Here is a 16,611-nt window from a genome sequence, read left to right as displayed (position 1 = left end):
GACCGTGACATCAAACCCAACGAAGGGAACCAGAGTGAAGAAGCACAGCATGCTCAAGGCGATCGCGGGGGCGGGCGTCCTTGCGCTCGGCATCGGCCTCGCGGGCTGCGCGGGCGACCGTACCGGCAGCGGCGGCGGAGACGCGGCAGAAGCCGGCGGCATCATCGGCGTCGCCATGCCGACGCAGCAGTCGGAGCGGTGGATCGCCGACGGCAACAACGTCAAGTCGCAGCTGGAAGACCTCGGCTACCAGGTCGACCTCCAGTACGCCAACGACGACATCCCCACCCAGGTCTCGCAGATCGAGAACATGATCACCTCGGGCGCCAAGGCCCTGATCATCGCCTCGATCGACGGCACCACCCTCACCGACGTCCTGCAGCAGGCCGCCGACGCGAAGATCCCGGTCATCGCGTACGACCGCCTCATCAACGGCACGAAGAACGTCGACTACTACACGACCTTCGACAACTACAAGGTCGGCGTGCAGCAGGCCACGTCGCTGCTCACGGGCCTGGGCGTCCTGGACGCCTCGGGTGCCGAGACCGGTGCCGCGGGTCCCTTCAACGTCGAGCTGTTCGCCGGTAGCCCCGACGACAACAACGCCACCTTCTTCTGGAAGGGCGCGATGGACACGCTCCAGCCCTACATGGACAAGGGCGTGCTGAAGGTCCCCTCCGGCCAGACCGAGTTCGGCCAGGCCGCGATCCTCCGGTGGCTGCCCGAAACCGCGCAGAAGCGCATGGAGAACATCCTCACCGTCATCGGCGGCACGAAGCTCGACGGCGTTCTCTCGCCCTACGACGGCCTCTCGATCGGCATCATCTCGGCTCTGACCTCGGGCGGCTACGCAGCCAACGCGCTGCCGGTCATCACCGGTCAGGACGCCGAGGTCGGCTCGATCAAGTCGATCATCGCGGGTGAGCAGTACTCGACGATCTTCAAGGACACGCGCGAGCTCGCCAAGCAGGCCGTGACCATGGTCGACGACATCCGCAAGGGCACCGAGCCCGAGGTCAACGACACCGAGACGTACGACAACGGCGAGAAGGTCGTTCCCTCGTACCTGCTCGAGTCCACGATCGTCACGAAGGACAACTACGAGAAGGTCCTCGTCGACAGCGGCTACTACACCGCCGACGACCTCAAGTGATCCCCGCGGGAGGGCTCCGGCCCTCCCGCACCGCCTCCGCCGCGACCGACCTGTTCGGGCGCGGCGGAGGCCCCTGTTCCCTCACCCCTCACCGGCTGCGAGCCGGCCCTGCAAGGAGGACCTCGTGAGCACCATCCTCGAGATGCGCTCGATCACCAAGGAGTTCCCTGGCGTCATCGCCCTGGCGGACGTGTCCCTGACCGTCGACCGCGGCACCGTGCACGCCATCTGCGGCGAGAACGGCGCCGGCAAGTCCACTCTCATGAAGGTGCTCAGCGGCGTCTATCCCGCGGGCGACTACCGCGGCGAGATCGTCTTCGACGGCAAGACCGTCGAGTTCAAGGACATCCGTGACAGCGAAGCGGCCGGCATCGTCATCATCCACCAGGAGCTCGCGCTGAGCCCCTACCTCTCCATCGCGGAGAACATCTTCCTCGGCAACGAGATCACCCACCGCGGCCTCATCGACTGGGATGCCACGAACCGCGAGGCATCCAAGCTCCTCGCCCGCGTGGGTCTGGGCGACAGCCCCGACGTCCCGGTCAACGAGATCGGCGTGGGGAAGCAGCAGCTCGTCGAGATCGCCAAGGCGCTGTCGAAGGACGTCAAGCTCCTCATCCTCGACGAGCCGACGGCCGCCCTGAACGACGACGACTCCGAGCACCTGCTCGACCTGATCCGCCACCTCAAGGGGCAGGGCATCACGTCGATCATCATCAGCCACAAGCTCAACGAGATCCGCGCGATCGCCGACGAGGTCACGATCATCCGCGACGGTCGCACGATCGAGACCCTCGACGTGGCCACCGGCGGCACGAGCGAGGACCGCATCATCCGTGGCATGGTCGGTCGCGAGCTCGAGAACCGCTACCCCGACCGGGACGTCGAGATCGGTGACGAAGTCCTCCGCATCGAGGACTGGACCGTTCACCACCCGACGGATGCCAGTCGCGTCGTCATCCACGAGGCCAACCTGAACGTGCGCGCGGGCGAGGTCGTCGGGATCGCCGGTCTCATGGGCGCGGGCCGCACCGAGCTGGCGATGAGCGTGTTCGGCAAGAGCTTCGGTTCCCGGATCTCCGGCAACGTCTACATCCGCGGGCAGAAGGCGGACACCTCTACGGTCCCCGCCGCGATCCGCAGCGGACTGGCGTACGTCACCGAAGACCGCAAGGGCGCCGGCCTCAACCTCATCGACACGATCAAGCGGAACATCTCGCTCGCCGGAATGCGCAAGCTCACCAAGCGCGGCTGGGTCGACGGTGACGAGGAGTACCTCGTCGCGAACCGGTACCGCAAGTCGATGAACATCAAGGCGCCGACGGTCGACGTCGTGGTCGGGAAGCTCTCCGGCGGCAACCAGCAGAAGGTCGTGCTGTCGCAGTGGCTGTTCTCCGACCCGGAGGTGCTGATCCTCGACGAGCCGACCCGCGGCATCGACGTGGGCGCGAAGTACGAGATCTACACGATCATCAATTCCCTCGCGGCGCAGGGCAAGGGGGTGCTCGTCATCTCCTCGGAGCTGCCTGAGCTGCTCGGCATCTGCGACCGCATCTACACCCTCAGCGAGGGCCACATCACCGGCCAGCTGCCCATCGAAGAAGCCACACCCGAGGCCCTCATGGTGCTCATGACGAAGGAGAAGGAAGCCGACCATGTCAGCGCTTAACACCACGACCCAGACGGGGCCGGCGACGCCGAAGGGACCCGTCGGCGGTGCCGCCGGGGGAACCGGCAACATCGTGCAGTTCTTCACGTCGCGGCTGCGGGAGATCGGCATCTTCATCGCGCTGATCGTGATCGTGCTGCTGTTCCAGGCCCTCACCGGCGGGCGTCTGCTCACCGCGGGCAACGTGTCGAACATCATCGTCCAGAACAGCTACATCCTGATCCTCGCGATCGGCATGGTGATGATCATCATCGCCGGCCACATCGATCTGTCCGTCGGTTCGGTCGCCGCCTTCGTCGGTGCCGTCTCGGGCGTGCTCATCGTGCAGTGGGGTATGCCCTGGTGGCTCGGCATCCTGCTCTCCCTCGTGCTCGGCGCGGTGGTCGGCATGTGGCAGGGCTTCTGGGTCGCGTACGTCGGCATCCCCGCGTTCATCGTGACGCTGGCCGGCATGCTGCTGTTCCGCGGTCTCACGCAGATGACGCTCGGCAACACGCAGATCACGCCGTTCCCGACCGAGTACCGTCAGCTCGGCGGTGGCTACCTGTTCCCGGAGCTCTTCCCCGCGGCGACGTCGCCCGCGGAGTGGATCACGGTCGCCCTCGGCGTCCTCACGCTCGTGCTGTTCGTCTTCTCGCAGGTGCGCCAGCGCGCCAAGCGCGCCGCGCTCGAGCTGCAGAACGAGCCGATGGCGGCGTTCCTGGTCAAGGTCATCGGCGGCGGTGCGCTCATCGCCTACCTCACCTACCTGCTGGGTGTCGCGCCCGGTTCGCGCGGGACGCCGATCGTCCTCGTGGTGCTGGCGATCCTCGTCATCGGGTACTCGACGGTCATGAGCCGCAGCGTCTTCGGCCGTCACATCTACGCGATCGGTGGCAACCGCACCGCCGCGAAGCTGTCGGGCATCAACACGCGCCGCGTCGACTTCCTGCTGTTCGTCAACATGGGCGTGCTCGCGGCCCTCGCCGGCATCGTGTTCACGGGTCGCCTGAACTCGGCCGGCCCCGGCGCGGGAAACCTCTTCGAGCTGGATGCCATCGCCGCCTCGTTCATCGGTGGCGCCGCCGTGCAGGGTGGTGTCGGCCGCGTGGTCGGCGCGATCGCCGGTGGTCTCGTCATGGGTGTGCTCAACAACGGCATGTCGCTCATGGGCATCTCGACCGATGTGCAGCAGTTCATCAAGGGTCTCGTGCTGCTGCTGGCCGTGGCCTTCGACGTGTGGAACAAGAACCGCACCCGCGGTTGATCCACCCCGTCCCCGGACGCCCCGTCGCCTCGTGCGGCGGGGCGTCCGTCGTTTCCCGGGCCGTGTGCCGGGTGGCGCAGCGGGAAGGCGGCATTCGGGAAAACCCGAACGAAGACGCGGGATGCCCGGCTGACCGCGGTGCGGGCGGCGTCCTACCGTGGGACACATGACCACGGCATCCGTCCTTCCTCCTTCGCCGCCGCCGCTGCCCGCGCCCCCGGGCGCGCTGCCGCGGACGTCGGTGCGTATCTCCTCGCCCGGGCACGTCGCCGGCGCGATCGCGCAGCTCGCCGCTCTCGGCATGATCGGCCCGGCCGTCTTCGGCGGGCTCTTCAGCCTGCTCGGCGCGGGCGTCGGCCTGTTATTCGCCGTTCTGATCGGCGTCGTCGTGCTCGCCGGTCTCGTCTACGCGCTGTTCGCGGTCGCCTGGTTCGAACTGGCGCGGGTGGACGGCCTCTACGGTTTCGGCCTCCCCGCCCTGCGCGTGCGACGCAGCCCCAAGCCGGGGTTCGTCGGCGTGCTGCACACCATCTGGCTGCAGGCGATCGACGCGCGGCAGTGGCGGGCGGTGGCGTCCTTCACCGTCTCGACCGTGCTCGGCCTCGTCACGCTCGTCCTCGTCGGCGCGGTCGCCTGGGGGCTCGCCCTCGTCGCCAGCCCGATCTTCGGATGGAGCCACACACGCCTGTTCGGGCTGCTCCCGCTCGATGGCCTGGCCGCCCCGCTCGTCGGGGCGCTGGTCGCCCTCGTCGCCACCGGCGCGCTGGTCGGCCTCGGCCTGCTGCACGGAGTGCTCGTCCGGGCGATCCTCGTCCCCTCCCGTGAAGCGCAGCTCGAGGAGCAGGCGCGCACGTCGGACACGCGCCGCGCCGGCGCCGTCCGAGCGGCCGAAGTAGAGCGCACCCGGATCGAACGCGACCTTCACGACGGCGTCCAACCCCGCCTCGTCTCGATCGGCATGACCCTTGGTCTCGCGCAGACGAAGATCGACGACGACCCGGAGGCGGCCAAGGCGCTCGTCGCCGAGGCGCACGCCTCGACCAAGTCGGCCATCACGGAGCTGCGACAGCTGGCGCGTGGCATCCACGCGTCCGTCCTCGAGGACAGAGGGCTGGATGCCGCCCTGTCGGCGCTCGCCTCACGGTCGCACATCCCCGTGACCATCGACGTGCGCCTTCCTCGACGGTGCAGCCGAGCGGCCGAGGCGGCGGTGTACTTCTCGATCGCCGAAGCGCTCACCAACGCCGCCAAGCACTCGCGCGCCGGCGCCTGCCGCGTCGACGTGCGTGTCCGTGACGACGGGTCGCTGTGGGCGCGCGTCGAGGACGACGGTCTGGGCGGCGCACGCGTCGTCCCCGGCGGCGGGCTCGACGGCATCGTCAACCGCGTCACGGCGGCGGGGGGAACCGCTCGCATCGACAGCCCGCAGGGCGGCCCGACCTCGGTGGAGGTGACGGTACCGTGCGCATCCTGATCTGCGAGGACTCCGTCCTGCTGCGCGAGGGGCTCGTCCGCCTCCTCGCCGACGACGGCCACGAGGTCGTCGCCGCGCTCGCGGACGCGGCCGGGCTCGAGGACGCCGTGGCCGAGACCACCCCCGACCTCTGCATCCTCGACGTGCGGCTCCCGCCGACCTGGACCGACGAGGGCATCCGTGCGGCGATCGCGCTGCGGTCACGGCATCCCGGGCTCGCGGTCCTCGTGCTCTCGCAGTACGTGGAGGAGCGCTACGCCAGCGACCTCATCGCCGACGGTCAGGGCTCGCTCGGCTACCTGTTGAAAGACCGGGTCGCCGACGTGCGTGACTTCCTCGAAGCCGTGGCGCGGATCGCCGAGGGAGCCACCCTGCTCGACCCGGAGGTCGTCGGTCAGCTGCTGGCCCGTCGACGCCGCGATGACCGACTCCAGTCGCTCACCGAGCGCGAGCGCGCGGTGCTCGCCCTGATCGCCGAAGGGCGCTCGAACCAGGCGATCGCGCAGACCCTGTTCGTCTCGCCCGCCAGCGTCGAGAAATACATCACCGCGATCTTCACCAAGCTCGGTCTCGAGCAGGACGAGACGGGCAACCGTCGCGTCATCGCCGCCCTGGTCCACCTGGGCCACGACACCATCGGAGCGTCCTCATGACCGTTCAGACCCCGACCGATCCGAAGCCCGCCGCACCCGCGCGGTCCAAGGGTGCGCTGGCCGTTGCGATCGGCACGATCATCGTGGGCGGCTGCGTCATCCTGGGCACGCTCGTGAGCACGGGCATCAGCGCCGCGTACGACCTTCGCGGCAGCGAAGCGGGACCGCCGCTGCAGCAGAGCGACGTGCAGGGGGTGCGCGACCTGGACGTCGATCTGGCCGGGGGAGCGCTGAGCATCTCCTACGACGACGTCTCCGACGCGGAGCTGAGCGGCGGAGGCGCGGGCGCCTGGACGCTGGAGCGTCGGGGGAACACCCTCCACGTCTCGTCGCCTCGCCGCTCGTTCGCGGACTGGGGCAGCGGCTCGCAGGCGACGCTCACCCTCCCGCAGTCACTGGAGCGCGCCGACCTCGACCTCCGTGTCGAGGTCGCGGGCGGCACCCTCGATCTGACCGGCGACTACGGGAACGTCGACGTTCAGGTCACGGGCGGGGCCGCAACGCTGTCCGGGGGCGCCAGCGCACTCACCCTCAGCGTCTCCGGCGGGTCGATCACCGCCGACGTCGACGGCGCCGACGCGGCGACGTTCGAGGTCACCGGCGGCGACCTCACCGCCGATCTGACGGGGGCGGCTCCCGCGCGCACGAGCGTCGAGGTGACGGCGGGTTCGGCCGACATCGGGCTTCCCGACGAGACCTACCGCCTCACCAGCGAGGGCCCGGGCTCGGTCGACAACTCCCTGCGGACCTCGCCGACCGCGACGCCCCGCGTCGACGTGCAGGCGACGATCGGTTCTGTGACGCTGCGCACGTCCTGACCCGGCGCTGTTGCGTGAGGGGTCAGTTTCTGTCGCCTGGGTCGCCCCCGGGCGACAGAGATTGACCTCTCACGCGCTTGTGCGGGCGGGAGGCGACGATGGCGGCGAGCACCGCCACGATGCCGATGACCTGGCCCGCGCCGAGTGACTCCCCGCCGACCGCGATGCCCAGGAGGACGCCGGTCACCGGGTTGAGCAGTCCGATCACTCCCACCGTTCCCGCCGGCAGGAGCCGCAGTCCGGTGAACCAGCACACGAACGCGAGGGCCGTGGCCACGACCGCGACCCCGGCGTAGGCGGCGACCCCCGTGGCATCCACTCGCGGAGGCGGCCCCTCCACGACGGCCGCCACGGCGGTCAGGGCGATCCCACCGGCGGTGAGCTGCCACGACGTCGTAGCGAGGAGCGGTGTGTCGTCTCGCCACCGTGTCGTGAGGATGGCGCCGAGCGATGACGACGAGAGCGCGATCGCGGATGCCACGACCCCGGCGGGGGAGACGCCGCCGGCGCTGAGCCCCACGATGAGGACCACCCCGGCGATGCCGAGGACCGAGCCGAGGGCCCAGCGTGCCGTCGGGAGCTGCCGCAGGAGAGGCCAGGCGAGACCGGCAAGCACCAACGGCGCGAGCGCCATGATCGACGCCGCAACCGACGAGGGCAGGAGCTGCGCGGCAATGTACACCAGGACGAAGAAGCCGCCGAAGTTCAGGGCGCCGAGAATCGGCGCCTTCCACCACCACGCTGCGCGTGGCATCCGGCGGGCCAAGAGCAGGAGGAGGACGCCGGCGGGCAGAGCGCGCAATGCCGCGCCCCACAGCGGGGCATCGGCGGGGAGCAGGTGCCGCGTGACGACGTACGTCGCGCCCCAGGCGATCGGAGCGACGGCGGTGATGGCGACCGCACGCCAGATAGTTTCCACGGAAGACATTGTAGCTTCCAGGGAAGGTAAAGTGGGCGGCGTGAACGACATGGATCGCGTCGACCGGATCGTGGAGGAATGGCGCGACGAACGGCCCGACCTCGACGTCTCGCCCCTGCAGGTCATCGGTCGGTTGCACCGCGTCGCCGACCGCCTCCGCGAAGAACTGCTTCGCGTCTATCGAGATCACGGGCTCGGGGAGGGCGAGTTCGACATCCTCGCGGCCCTGCGCCGCCGGGGCGAGCCCTACGCCTGTGCGGCGGGCGAGCTCGCGCGCACGACGATGGTGACCACGGGTGCGGTGACGAAACGCGTCGACCGGCTCGTGGCATCCGGTCTGGTCGTCCGTCGGGGGAGCGACGACGACGGACGCGGACGCATCGTCGCTCTGACTCCCGCGGGTGTGCGTGTCATCGACGAGACGTTCGCCGCCCACGTGCGCAACGAACAGCGGCTGCTCGAGTCCCTCAGCCGTGCTCAGCGCGCCGACCTCGAAGCGCTGCTGCGCACGTGGGGCAGGGCGCTGGGGGTCTGATGCAGGCGTGAGGGGTCAGTTTCTGTCGCCTGGACCGCTTCCGGGCGACGAAAACTGACCCCTCACGCGCCCTTCAGGGCCTTCGCCAGCCGCTGGGGCGACACCGGCTCGGCGGTCCCCAGGCGCTGGGCGAACAGACTCACCCGGAACTCCTCGAGCAGCCAGCGCGTCTGCACGAGGTTCGCCGGGGCGTCGGCGGGGAGCGGCATCGTTCCGCCCGCCTCGACGAAACCCGCGGCCGCGCGCTCATACTCCGTCATCCGCTGACGGTCGCGGCCCGGGTTGTCCGACAGCGTCTTCACCCGCTCGAGAGCTCCCGCCAGGTAGCGCGGCAGGTGCGCCAGGCGGGAGAGCCCCGTCCGCGAGATGAAGCCGGGGAAGACGAGGCCCTGCAGCTGCCCCCGCACGTCGTTGAGAGCCCCGAGCAGCGTGATCGACGAGGCATCCTTCATCGCCCGCTCCACGTCTCGCTGCGCCAGCAGGATCCGGGCGACCAGCGATACGGCCTGGAACGTCTGCTCGACCGACGCCGCCGAGAACGCGTCGCGCACGCTCTCGAACTCCGCCCGCGTGCGGACGATCCCGGTGGATGCCGCGCGCTGAAGCACGTCGTCGGCCACCGCGACCCGCGCGTCCTCGATGAGCGCCTTGGCGTTCTGATACGGCGAGGCGGCGAGAGCCAGCTTCTCGTTCGCGGTGAGGTGGTCGAGCACGTACGACGCGGGCGAGGGGACGGCCAGCAGCAGCAGGCGACGGATACCGGCCCGGGTATGCCGTGCGGCGTCCTCGGGGGTGGCCTCCACCCGCAGTGCGACGCTGTCTCCCTCGTCGACGAGGGCGGGGTAGCCGCGCACGACGCCGCCCGCGACGGGAGTGTCGACGACCTCGGTGAGTTCGTCGAGATCCCACGTCGTGAGCTTCGTCCGGGAGGCGAACGCGGGGGATGCCTCGGCGACCCGCGCCGCGGCCTTGGCGTTCGGCCGCGCGATCGTCGACTCGACGCTGGAGCGCGCGCGGTCGGCGAGCCGACGCTGCAGGGCAGCGAGATCGCGGTCGGAGCCGACGGCGCGTCCCCGCGGGTCCACCGCGCGGAACGACATCATGAGATGGCCCGGTACGCGGTCGAGTTCGAAGTCGGCGGCGCTCACGCGTTGATTCGCGACCCGCTGCACCTGCGCCGCCAAAGCGTCGACGAGCGTTGCCTTCGGAAGCCCGTTCGCGTGCTCGGGGCCTTTCTCGGCGAGCTCGGCCGAGAACTTCTCCGCCCAGTCCGCCGCCGGCACGACGTTGCGCCGGATCGTCTTGGGGAGGGCGCGCAGCAGAGCGGTGACCAGCTCGTCGCGCATCCCCGGCACCTGCCAGTCGAATCCGTCCGGGCGCAGTTGCGCGAGGAGCGGCAGCGGCACGACGACCGTGACACCGTCGTCGGGGGCGCCGGGTTCGAAGCGGTAGGCGAGGTTCAGAGTCTGATCGCCCTGCCGCCAGCGTGCCGGGAACGCCCGGTCATCGCCCTGCGCGCGGTCACCGGTGAGGTCGGACTCGCGCAGGTCGAGCAGATGCGGCGTGCGCTGCGAGGCATCCTTCCACCACGTCTCGAACGAGCGGACGTCGGTGACGTCGGCGGGGATGCGCGCGTTGTAGAACGTGAACACCGCTTCGTCGCCGACGAGGATGTCGCGGCGGCGTTCGCGCTCCTCGATCTTCTCGAGCAGGCGGCGCTGCTCCTGGTTGCGGCGGAGGAACGCCGTGAGGCGTTTGTCCAGCACCGACGGGTCCCACTCGCCCTCGACCAGCGCGTGACGCACGAACATCTCGCGCGCGAGGGGGCGGTCGAAACGCGCGAGCTGAACCCGGCGTCGTCCGACGAGCTCGACCCCGAAGAGCGTCACCTTCTCGTAGGCGGCGGCGGAGCCGGCATCCTTCGACCAGTGCGGCTCGCTCAGCGAACGCTTGACGAGCTCGGGGGCGAGGTCCTCGGCCCACGCCGGGTCGACCGCCGCAACGGTGCGGGCGAACAGGCGAGAAGTCTCGACCAGCTCGGCCGCCATGACCGCCGAGGGACGTCTCTTCTTCAGCCCCGACCCGGGGAAGATCGCGAACCGGGCTCCGCGGGCGCCGATGTACTCGCCCTTGCTGGGGCGGCCGTCGCCCGGCGTCTTGCGGTCCTTCGGCGCGGCGATCGTGCGGGGATCCAGGATGCCGAGGTGCGACAGGAGCCCGGACAGGATCGCGCGGTGGATGGCATCCCCCTGCGCGTGCCCCTCGGGGGCGTCTCCGCGCGCCTCTCGTCCCACTCCTGACGGTGCGTGTCCCGAATGTTGCCGTTCGGAGCGGCCCGAACCGGCCATAAGTGGGACATTGTTCTTCGCGCCACCGCGGCCGCCTGCCCCGCGCCCCGCCTCGCCGCGCCCCGCGCCGAGCAGCGACGAGAGCTGGCGGTGAACGTCAACCCACTCGCGCACGCGCACGTAGTTCAGGTGCTCGCTGCGGCACAGTCGCCGGAACGCGCTCGAGCCGAGCTCGGCCTGCTTCTCCTGCAGGTACTCCCACAGGTTCAGCAGCGAGAGGAAGTCGCTGGCCGGGTCGGTGAAGCGCGCGTGGAAGCGGTCGGCCTCCTCGCGCCGCTCCTCGGGACGCTCACGCACGTCCTGGATCGACATCCCCGCCACGATCGCCATGACCTCCGGCAGCACGCCGGCATCGCGCGCCTCGAGGAGCATGCGGGCGAACCGCGGGTCGATCGGCAGCCGGGCGATCTCGCGGCCGATGCCGGTGAGCCGCGGGCCGCGCTCGTCGCCGCGCCCGCTCCGCTGCCGTGACGGGTCGCCGTCGCCGCGGACGTCGCGGTCGCGCGATACATCGGCGCCCCGTGACCCCGGCGCCGGGAGCTTCACGGCGCCGAGCTCGACGAGGAGGTCGAACGCGGCCTTGACACCCCGGGAGTCCGGCGGTGTCAGGAACGGAAACGCCTGGATGTCGCCGAACCCCAGCGAGAGCATCTGCAGGATGACGGAGGCCAGGGACGTCCGCAGGATCTCCGGCTCGGTGTACTCGGGACGGCGGAGGAAGTCCTCCTCCGAGTACAGCCGGATCGCGATGCCCGGCGACGTGCGCCCGGCGCGGCCCGAGCGCTGCTGCGCCGACGCCTGCGACACCGCCTCGATCGGCAGCCGCTGGATCTTCGAGCGATTGCTGTAGCGGGAGATGCGCGCGGTCCCGGTGTCGACGACGTACCGGATGCCGGGCACGGTGAGGCTCGTCTCGGCGACGTTGGTGGCGAGGATGACGCGACGGCGGACCCCCGCGACCGTGGAGCGCTCGAAGACCCGGTGCTGCTCGGCGGCGGAGAGGCGGCCGTAGAGGGGGAGGACCTCGGTCGGCGCGGCATCCTTCTGGTACGCCCCGCGGATGGCGTCCGCGGCATCCCGGATCTCGGCCTCGCCCGGGAAGAACACGAGCACATCGCCCGCGGACTCGCGGTCCAGCTCGCGCAGCGCCGCGACGACGGCGCCCACCTCGTCGACGTCGTCGGCGTCGCGCCCGGGCCGGGCCGAACTCCTGACTTTCGACGGTTTGTGGCCGGCGCTGCCGCGATGCGCGGGGGCCGCGGGCTCCTCGGCATCCGGATTCTCCGGAGTTTCGTCCGCGCCGTCGAGGGGCCGGTATCGAATCTCGACCGGGTAGGTCCGCCCTGACACCTCGATCACCGGCGCGGGCACCGGCTCGCCGCCGGGCTGGGTGGCGGGGGCAGCGAAGTGCCGGGCGAAGCTCTCGGGATCGATCGTCGCCGACGTGACGATCACCTTGAGGTCGGGCCGCTGCGGAAGGATGCGCCGCAGGTACCCGAGCAAGAAGTCGATGTTGAGGGACCGCTCGTGGGCCTCGTCGACGATGATCGTGTCGTACCGGCGCAGCAGACGGTCGCGATGGATCTCGTTGAGCAGGATGCCATCGGTCACGAGCGTCACTCGGGTGTCGGCCGACACCTTGTCGGTGAAGCGCACCTTGTAACCCACGGTGGAGCCGAGGGGGACCTGCATCTCTTCCGCGATGCGCTCGGCGATGGTCCGCGCGGCGATGCGGCGCGGCTGGGTGTGCGCGATCGAGCTGCGTCCCAGCTCGAGACAGATCTTCGGCAGCTGCGTCGTCTTGCCCGAGCCGGTCGCGCCGGCGACGATTACGACCTGGTTGTCGCGGATCGCGCGCGCGATCTCGTCCCGCGCGGCGCTGACGGGCAGCTCGGGCGGGTAGACGATGACGGGTTCGACGGACACAGCCTTCCAGCCTATCGCGATGAGGTCCGGCCGGCGTCCCGACGCCCGGCGTCCGGCGTCCGGCCTCCCGGCGCCCGGCGTCCAGCACCGGGCGGTGCGGCGGGCGGCCCGGTCAGGGCATGGCGGCCTTGGCGACCAGGATGCGGCGGGCGGCGTCATCCACCTTCGCGGCGAACGCCGGATCAGCCTGCGCCCGGGCGAGGACCGCTTGATGCATCTCGGGGTACACCGAGGGGTCGGCCGAGACCAGCAGCAGGTCGATGCCCGCGTCGATCGCGAGGGTCGCCCGGTCCGCGGGCGTCCAGGGCTGCACCTGCTGCGCGGCCGAGAGGTCGTCGACGGTGACGACCCCGTCGAAGCCCACGCTGTTGCGCAGTATTCCCACGACGGTGGGGGAGAAGGCGGCCGGAGCGCTCGGGTCGATGCGGGTGTAGATCGCCGTCGAGACCATCACGAGGGCCGGCCCCTGGCCGAGGACCATCGAATACACCCCGACGTCCGGCCCGTCGGGGGTCACGACGTCGTCGGTGACGTCCGTGCGCGTGTCGGTGTTCCCGCTCACGTGCCCGAGGCCGGGGAAGTGCTTGAACGTCGGGAGGATGCCGCCGTCGCGCATCCCCTGCGCGAACGCTCCGGCCTTCGCCGCGACGGTGGCGCCGTCGTACCCGTACTGACGGTTGAGCTGCCCGATCGGGGGATTGTTCTGCGCGGCGTCCGGACCGTCGACGATGTCGGCGACCGGGGCGAGGTTCATGGTGACGCCGGCCTCGGCGAGCTGGCGTCCCCACACCGCCGCGTTGGTCCGGAGCCCCGCGTCGTCCCACTCACCCTGATCGCGGGCGAACGGGATGCCATCGAATCCGGGCCCCGACAGCACCTGCACGTCGCCGCCCTCCTGGTCGGTCGCCACCCACAGTTCGGGTCGCCCGGCGCCGACGGCGGAGGTGAACCCGGCGACGAGGTCGGCGGTGGCCTGGATGCCGGCATCCGAACGCCCGTGCAGGAAGATGCCGCCGATGTGGTCGTCGCGCACCGCGGCGAGCGTCGTCGGATCGGCGCCGGCGACCGATGTCCCGACCATGAACAGCTGGCCGACCTTGTCGGGCAGGCTCATGCCCGCGAGCGGGTCGGGCGTCGGTGTCGGTGTCGGCGTCGGGCTGGGGGTGGGGGTGGCGACCGCGGTGGCGGTCGCCGTGGGGGTGGGCTCGGGCACGCACCCGCTCAACGCAACGGCGGCGAGCAGGAGCAGGACCATCGACCGCGTGGCGTTCTTCACCCTTCGATGGTCGCTCATCATCCGGCGCGAACGCGCAGCGGGGCCGGGGCTTGACCGCGCCCGCGGCGTGATGCCCGCGTGCTCAGCCGTTGCCGGCCGAACACGTCGCCTGGTTGGCCTTCGACCCCGTGACGTTGCTCGGCAGTTCCACGGGGACGGATCCCGCGCTGGCCGAGGCATCCGGAGCCGGGGTGGTCTCGACCGGGGCGGGTTCGGTGGGCGCGGGCGCCGACGGATCGGCGATCACGCCGCCGTTGGCTCCGGCCTCGCCGGTGAGGACGAGGGGGGCGTTGCTCTCGAGCGCGCCCCACAGCACGGTGGCCGATGCCTCGTCCGGAATCACCCGGTTCGAGTCGTCCGGGTCGTCCACGACGGGATACTGCACGAAGGTGATGTCGTCGAACGGGACATCCTTGAGCGTGTAGGCGAGCTGCGCGATGCGGAGCGGATCGGCCAGGCTCTGGCTCGGGGTGATGTTGTTGACCGCCGTGTTGGCGAGCGTGATGAGAGTCGCCGGGTTCGACAGCACCTCGTCGCTGCGCAGCTTGTTCATCAGTCGAGAGAGGTACTGCTGCTGGTTGCCGATGCGGGCGAGGTCGCTGCCGTCGCCGACGCCGTGGCGGGTGCGCAGGAATGCGAGAGCGTCATACCCGGTGACGACGCGTGGCCCCGCGGGCCAGTCGATGCCCGCGTCGGGGTCGTCGATGCCGTCGCCGCCGATGCACACCTCGACGCCGCCGATCGCGTCGGTGATGTTCACGACGTTGCCGAAACTCACCTTCGCGGCGAAGGGGATCGTCTGACCGCTCAGCTCCGAGATGGTGTTGGCGACGCAGGCGAGACCGCCGTCCTCGTACGCGGTGTTGATCTGTGCCTTGTACGCGCCCTCGAAGAGCGTGCCGTCCGCGGCCGTGCACTCCGGGATCGGGATCAGGAGGTCGCGCGGGAACGAGACGACCGTCACTCGACGCGGATTGGTCGAGACGTGGACGAGCATGTTGACGTCGTTGCGTGCGCCCTCGTTCTCCGGGTCGCTGCAGCGCGCGCCGAAAGCCGCCTTCACCTCGTCGTCGCACTCGTCCGTGCCGACGACGAGAACAGAGAACGGTTCGTCGTAGGAGCTGAGCGCCGGGGGCTGCGCGGGAGCGTCCTTGAGGGGGACGGCTGCCTCCTGCAGACGCTGCGTCAGCGAGAAGGCGAAGAAGCCGCCGACGGCGACGGCCGCCACGACGACGACCGTCAGCACGATCGCGAGGGCCTTGGCTCCGCGGCGCCAGCCCGACACGGGGGCGCGGCGCGCGTGCTGCGCGGGGGGCTGCGTCATCCGGGTAGTCAATCATGCCGCCCCGAGAACGCGGTGAGACACGGGGCGGCCGGACCGCCGACCGCCCCGTGCGCCACTTACTGCCCGCCCTCGGTGAGGGTGACGTCGATCGGCGTGTAGTCGCCGTCCACGGTGACACCCTCGTCCTTCAGCGCCGTCAGCGCGGCCTCGATGTAGTCGTTCGAGTACGCCGATGCCGGGGGCTCGGTGGTGATGAGGTTGAGGCCGTCCTGGTTCTTCGCGGCGAGCGCGCCCTGGACCGTCTTGTCCCACGCGGCCGAGTCGACGAGACCGAAGTCGCCGCCGGCCCAGATGAGCTTGTTGACCTCGTTCATCTGCCACAGCTGGTGGGTCGGGCCCACGGGGAACGCGCTGACCCCGGGTGCGGTCGCGGCCGTGTAGGTGATGTCGGCGGCCTCGGTGGGGTTGTCCCGCGCGAACACCCAGCCCTTGATGACGGCCTTGAGGAAGCGCGTCGCGGCGTCGGCGTAGGCCGGGTCGTCGGCGAGGCGCTTCGTGTCGGCCCAGATGGCGTCCTGGAGCATGGCGCCGGCGGTGTCCTCGTACGAGATGACGTTGATGTCGTCCATCGTGTACAGCTTCCCGGTGGCGGGGTTGACGGTCTCGAGCAGCTGAGCGAGCTCGTTGTACGTCATCGCCTGGGCGGCATCCACGTCCTTGTCCAGGAGCGCGTTCATCGAGAAGTCCTGCGTCGTGATCTGGACCGTGGAGGCATCCAGGCCCTTGTCCGCCATCGCGGCGAAGATCTCCCACTCGTTGCCGAAGCCCCACGAGCCGATGCGCTTTCCTTCGAAGTCGTCGACGCTCGTGATGCCGGAGTCCTTCCACGACACCTGGGTCGTGCCGGACTTCTGGAACACCTGGGCGATGTCGGTGAGCTCGACGCCCTGGTTCTCCATCGTGCCCAGAACCTTGGGCACCCACGCGACGGCGAAGTCGACGTCGCCGGCGACCAGGGCGTCCTGCGGGACGATGTCGCCTCCCGAGGGGACGACCTCGACGTCGTCGAAGCCCTCTTCCTGGAAGTACCCCTTGTCGAGGGCGACGTAGTAGCCGGCGAACTGCGCCTGCGGCAGCCACTGCAGCTGCAGCTTCACCGAGGTCAGGGGCGTGAAGTCCTCGCTCGATTCGGCGGGCGCGCTGGAACCGCCGGCGCAGGCGGAGAGGGCGAGGGATGCCACGGCGATCCCCGCGAACGCGCCGAGGGCGCGACGTGTGCTGTGTGTCATGGGAGTCCTTTCGGGTGCGG

Annotated in this window: 12 protein-coding genes; 7 read left to right on the top strand and 5 right to left on the bottom strand. The window is 70.3% G+C overall.

Going from position 1 to position 16,611, the window contains the following annotated elements; translation table 11 throughout:
• The first annotated feature begins 49 nt into the window (after positions 1–49).
• The 6 genes from chvE (at position 50) to ABC271_RS11330 (ending at position 7,013) form a co-directional block, all read left to right on the top strand.
• Complete coding sequence (gene chvE, locus ABC271_RS11355; protein WP_412926146.1) at positions 50–1,153, top strand: multiple monosaccharide ABC transporter substrate-binding protein; 1,104 nt, start codon at positions 50–52, stop codon at positions 1,151–1,153.
• Positions 1,154–1,295: 142 nt separating this feature from the next.
• Complete coding sequence (gene mmsA, locus ABC271_RS11350; RefSeq protein ID WP_412926145.1) at positions 1,296–2,822, top strand: multiple monosaccharide ABC transporter ATP-binding protein; 1,527 nt, start codon at positions 1,296–1,298, stop codon at positions 2,820–2,822.
• On the top strand, positions 2,809–4,068 hold the full coding sequence (mmsB, locus tag ABC271_RS11345; protein ID WP_412924969.1) for a multiple monosaccharide ABC transporter permease: 1,260 nt from the start codon (positions 2,809–2,811) through the stop codon (positions 4,066–4,068). Before mmsA ends, mmsB begins: the two co-directional genes overlap by 14 nt.
• Positions 4,069–4,234: 166 nt before the next feature.
• Entirely contained in the window at positions 4,235–5,542 is a 1,308-nt protein-coding gene (locus ABC271_RS11340) for a sensor histidine kinase (RefSeq protein ID WP_412924968.1), read from the top strand.
• Positions 5,530–6,195, top strand: a complete 666-nt coding sequence (locus ABC271_RS11335; protein ID WP_412924967.1) for a LuxR C-terminal-related transcriptional regulator — start codon at positions 5,530–5,532, stop codon at positions 6,193–6,195. Before ABC271_RS11340 ends, ABC271_RS11335 begins: the two co-directional genes overlap by 13 nt.
• Positions 6,192–7,013, top strand: coding sequence for a hypothetical protein (locus tag ABC271_RS11330; RefSeq protein WP_412924966.1), 822 nt, complete (start codon positions 6,192–6,194; stop codon positions 7,011–7,013). Before ABC271_RS11335 ends, ABC271_RS11330 begins: the two co-directional genes overlap by 4 nt.
• Positions 7,014–7,035: 22 nt before the next feature.
• Here ABC271_RS11330 and ABC271_RS11325 read toward each other — a convergent pair whose 3' ends face one another.
• Complete coding sequence (locus ABC271_RS11325) at positions 7,036–7,932, bottom strand: DMT family transporter (protein WP_412924965.1); 897 nt, start codon at positions 7,930–7,932, stop codon at positions 7,036–7,038.
• Between the two features lie 49 nt (positions 7,933–7,981).
• Here ABC271_RS11325 and ABC271_RS11320 point away from each other — a divergent pair, with 49 nt between their 5' ends.
• Positions 7,982–8,467, top strand: a complete 486-nt coding sequence (locus tag ABC271_RS11320; protein WP_412926144.1) for a MarR family winged helix-turn-helix transcriptional regulator — start codon at positions 7,982–7,984, stop codon at positions 8,465–8,467.
• Between the two features lie 62 nt (positions 8,468–8,529).
• Here ABC271_RS11320 and ABC271_RS11315 read toward each other — a convergent pair whose 3' ends face one another.
• From ABC271_RS11315 to ABC271_RS11300, 4 genes are all read right to left on the bottom strand, one after another.
• The gene (locus ABC271_RS11315; protein WP_412924964.1) at positions 8,530–12,741 is read right to left on the bottom strand and encodes a DUF3418 domain-containing protein; all 4,212 of its coding nucleotides are present in this window, start codon (positions 12,739–12,741) and stop codon (positions 8,530–8,532) included.
• Between the two features lie 112 nt (positions 12,742–12,853).
• Positions 12,854–14,035 carry a glycoside hydrolase family 3 N-terminal domain-containing protein gene (locus ABC271_RS11310; RefSeq protein ID WP_412924963.1) on the bottom strand — a complete coding sequence of 394 codons (1,182 nt, stop codon included), beginning with the start codon at positions 14,033–14,035 and terminating at the stop codon, positions 12,854–12,856.
• Positions 14,036–14,099: 64 nt separating this feature from the next.
• A complete protein-coding gene (locus tag ABC271_RS11305) occupies positions 14,100–15,341 on the bottom strand; it encodes an LCP family protein (protein WP_412924962.1) in 1,242 nt (413 codons plus the stop codon).
• A 77-nt stretch (positions 15,342–15,418) separates the two neighbouring features.
• Complete coding sequence (locus ABC271_RS11300; RefSeq protein ID WP_412924961.1) at positions 15,419–16,591, bottom strand: ABC transporter substrate-binding protein; 1,173 nt, start codon at positions 16,589–16,591, stop codon at positions 15,419–15,421.
• Between the last annotated feature and the right edge of the window lie 20 nt (positions 16,592–16,611).

The organism is Microbacterium canaveralium (assembly GCF_047238045.1).
Taxonomy (GTDB): Bacteria; Actinomycetota; Actinomycetes; order Actinomycetales; family Microbacteriaceae; genus Microbacterium.
The sequence above is the reverse complement of the archived record's forward strand: the minus strand, read 5'-3'. Positions and strand labels throughout refer to the sequence as shown.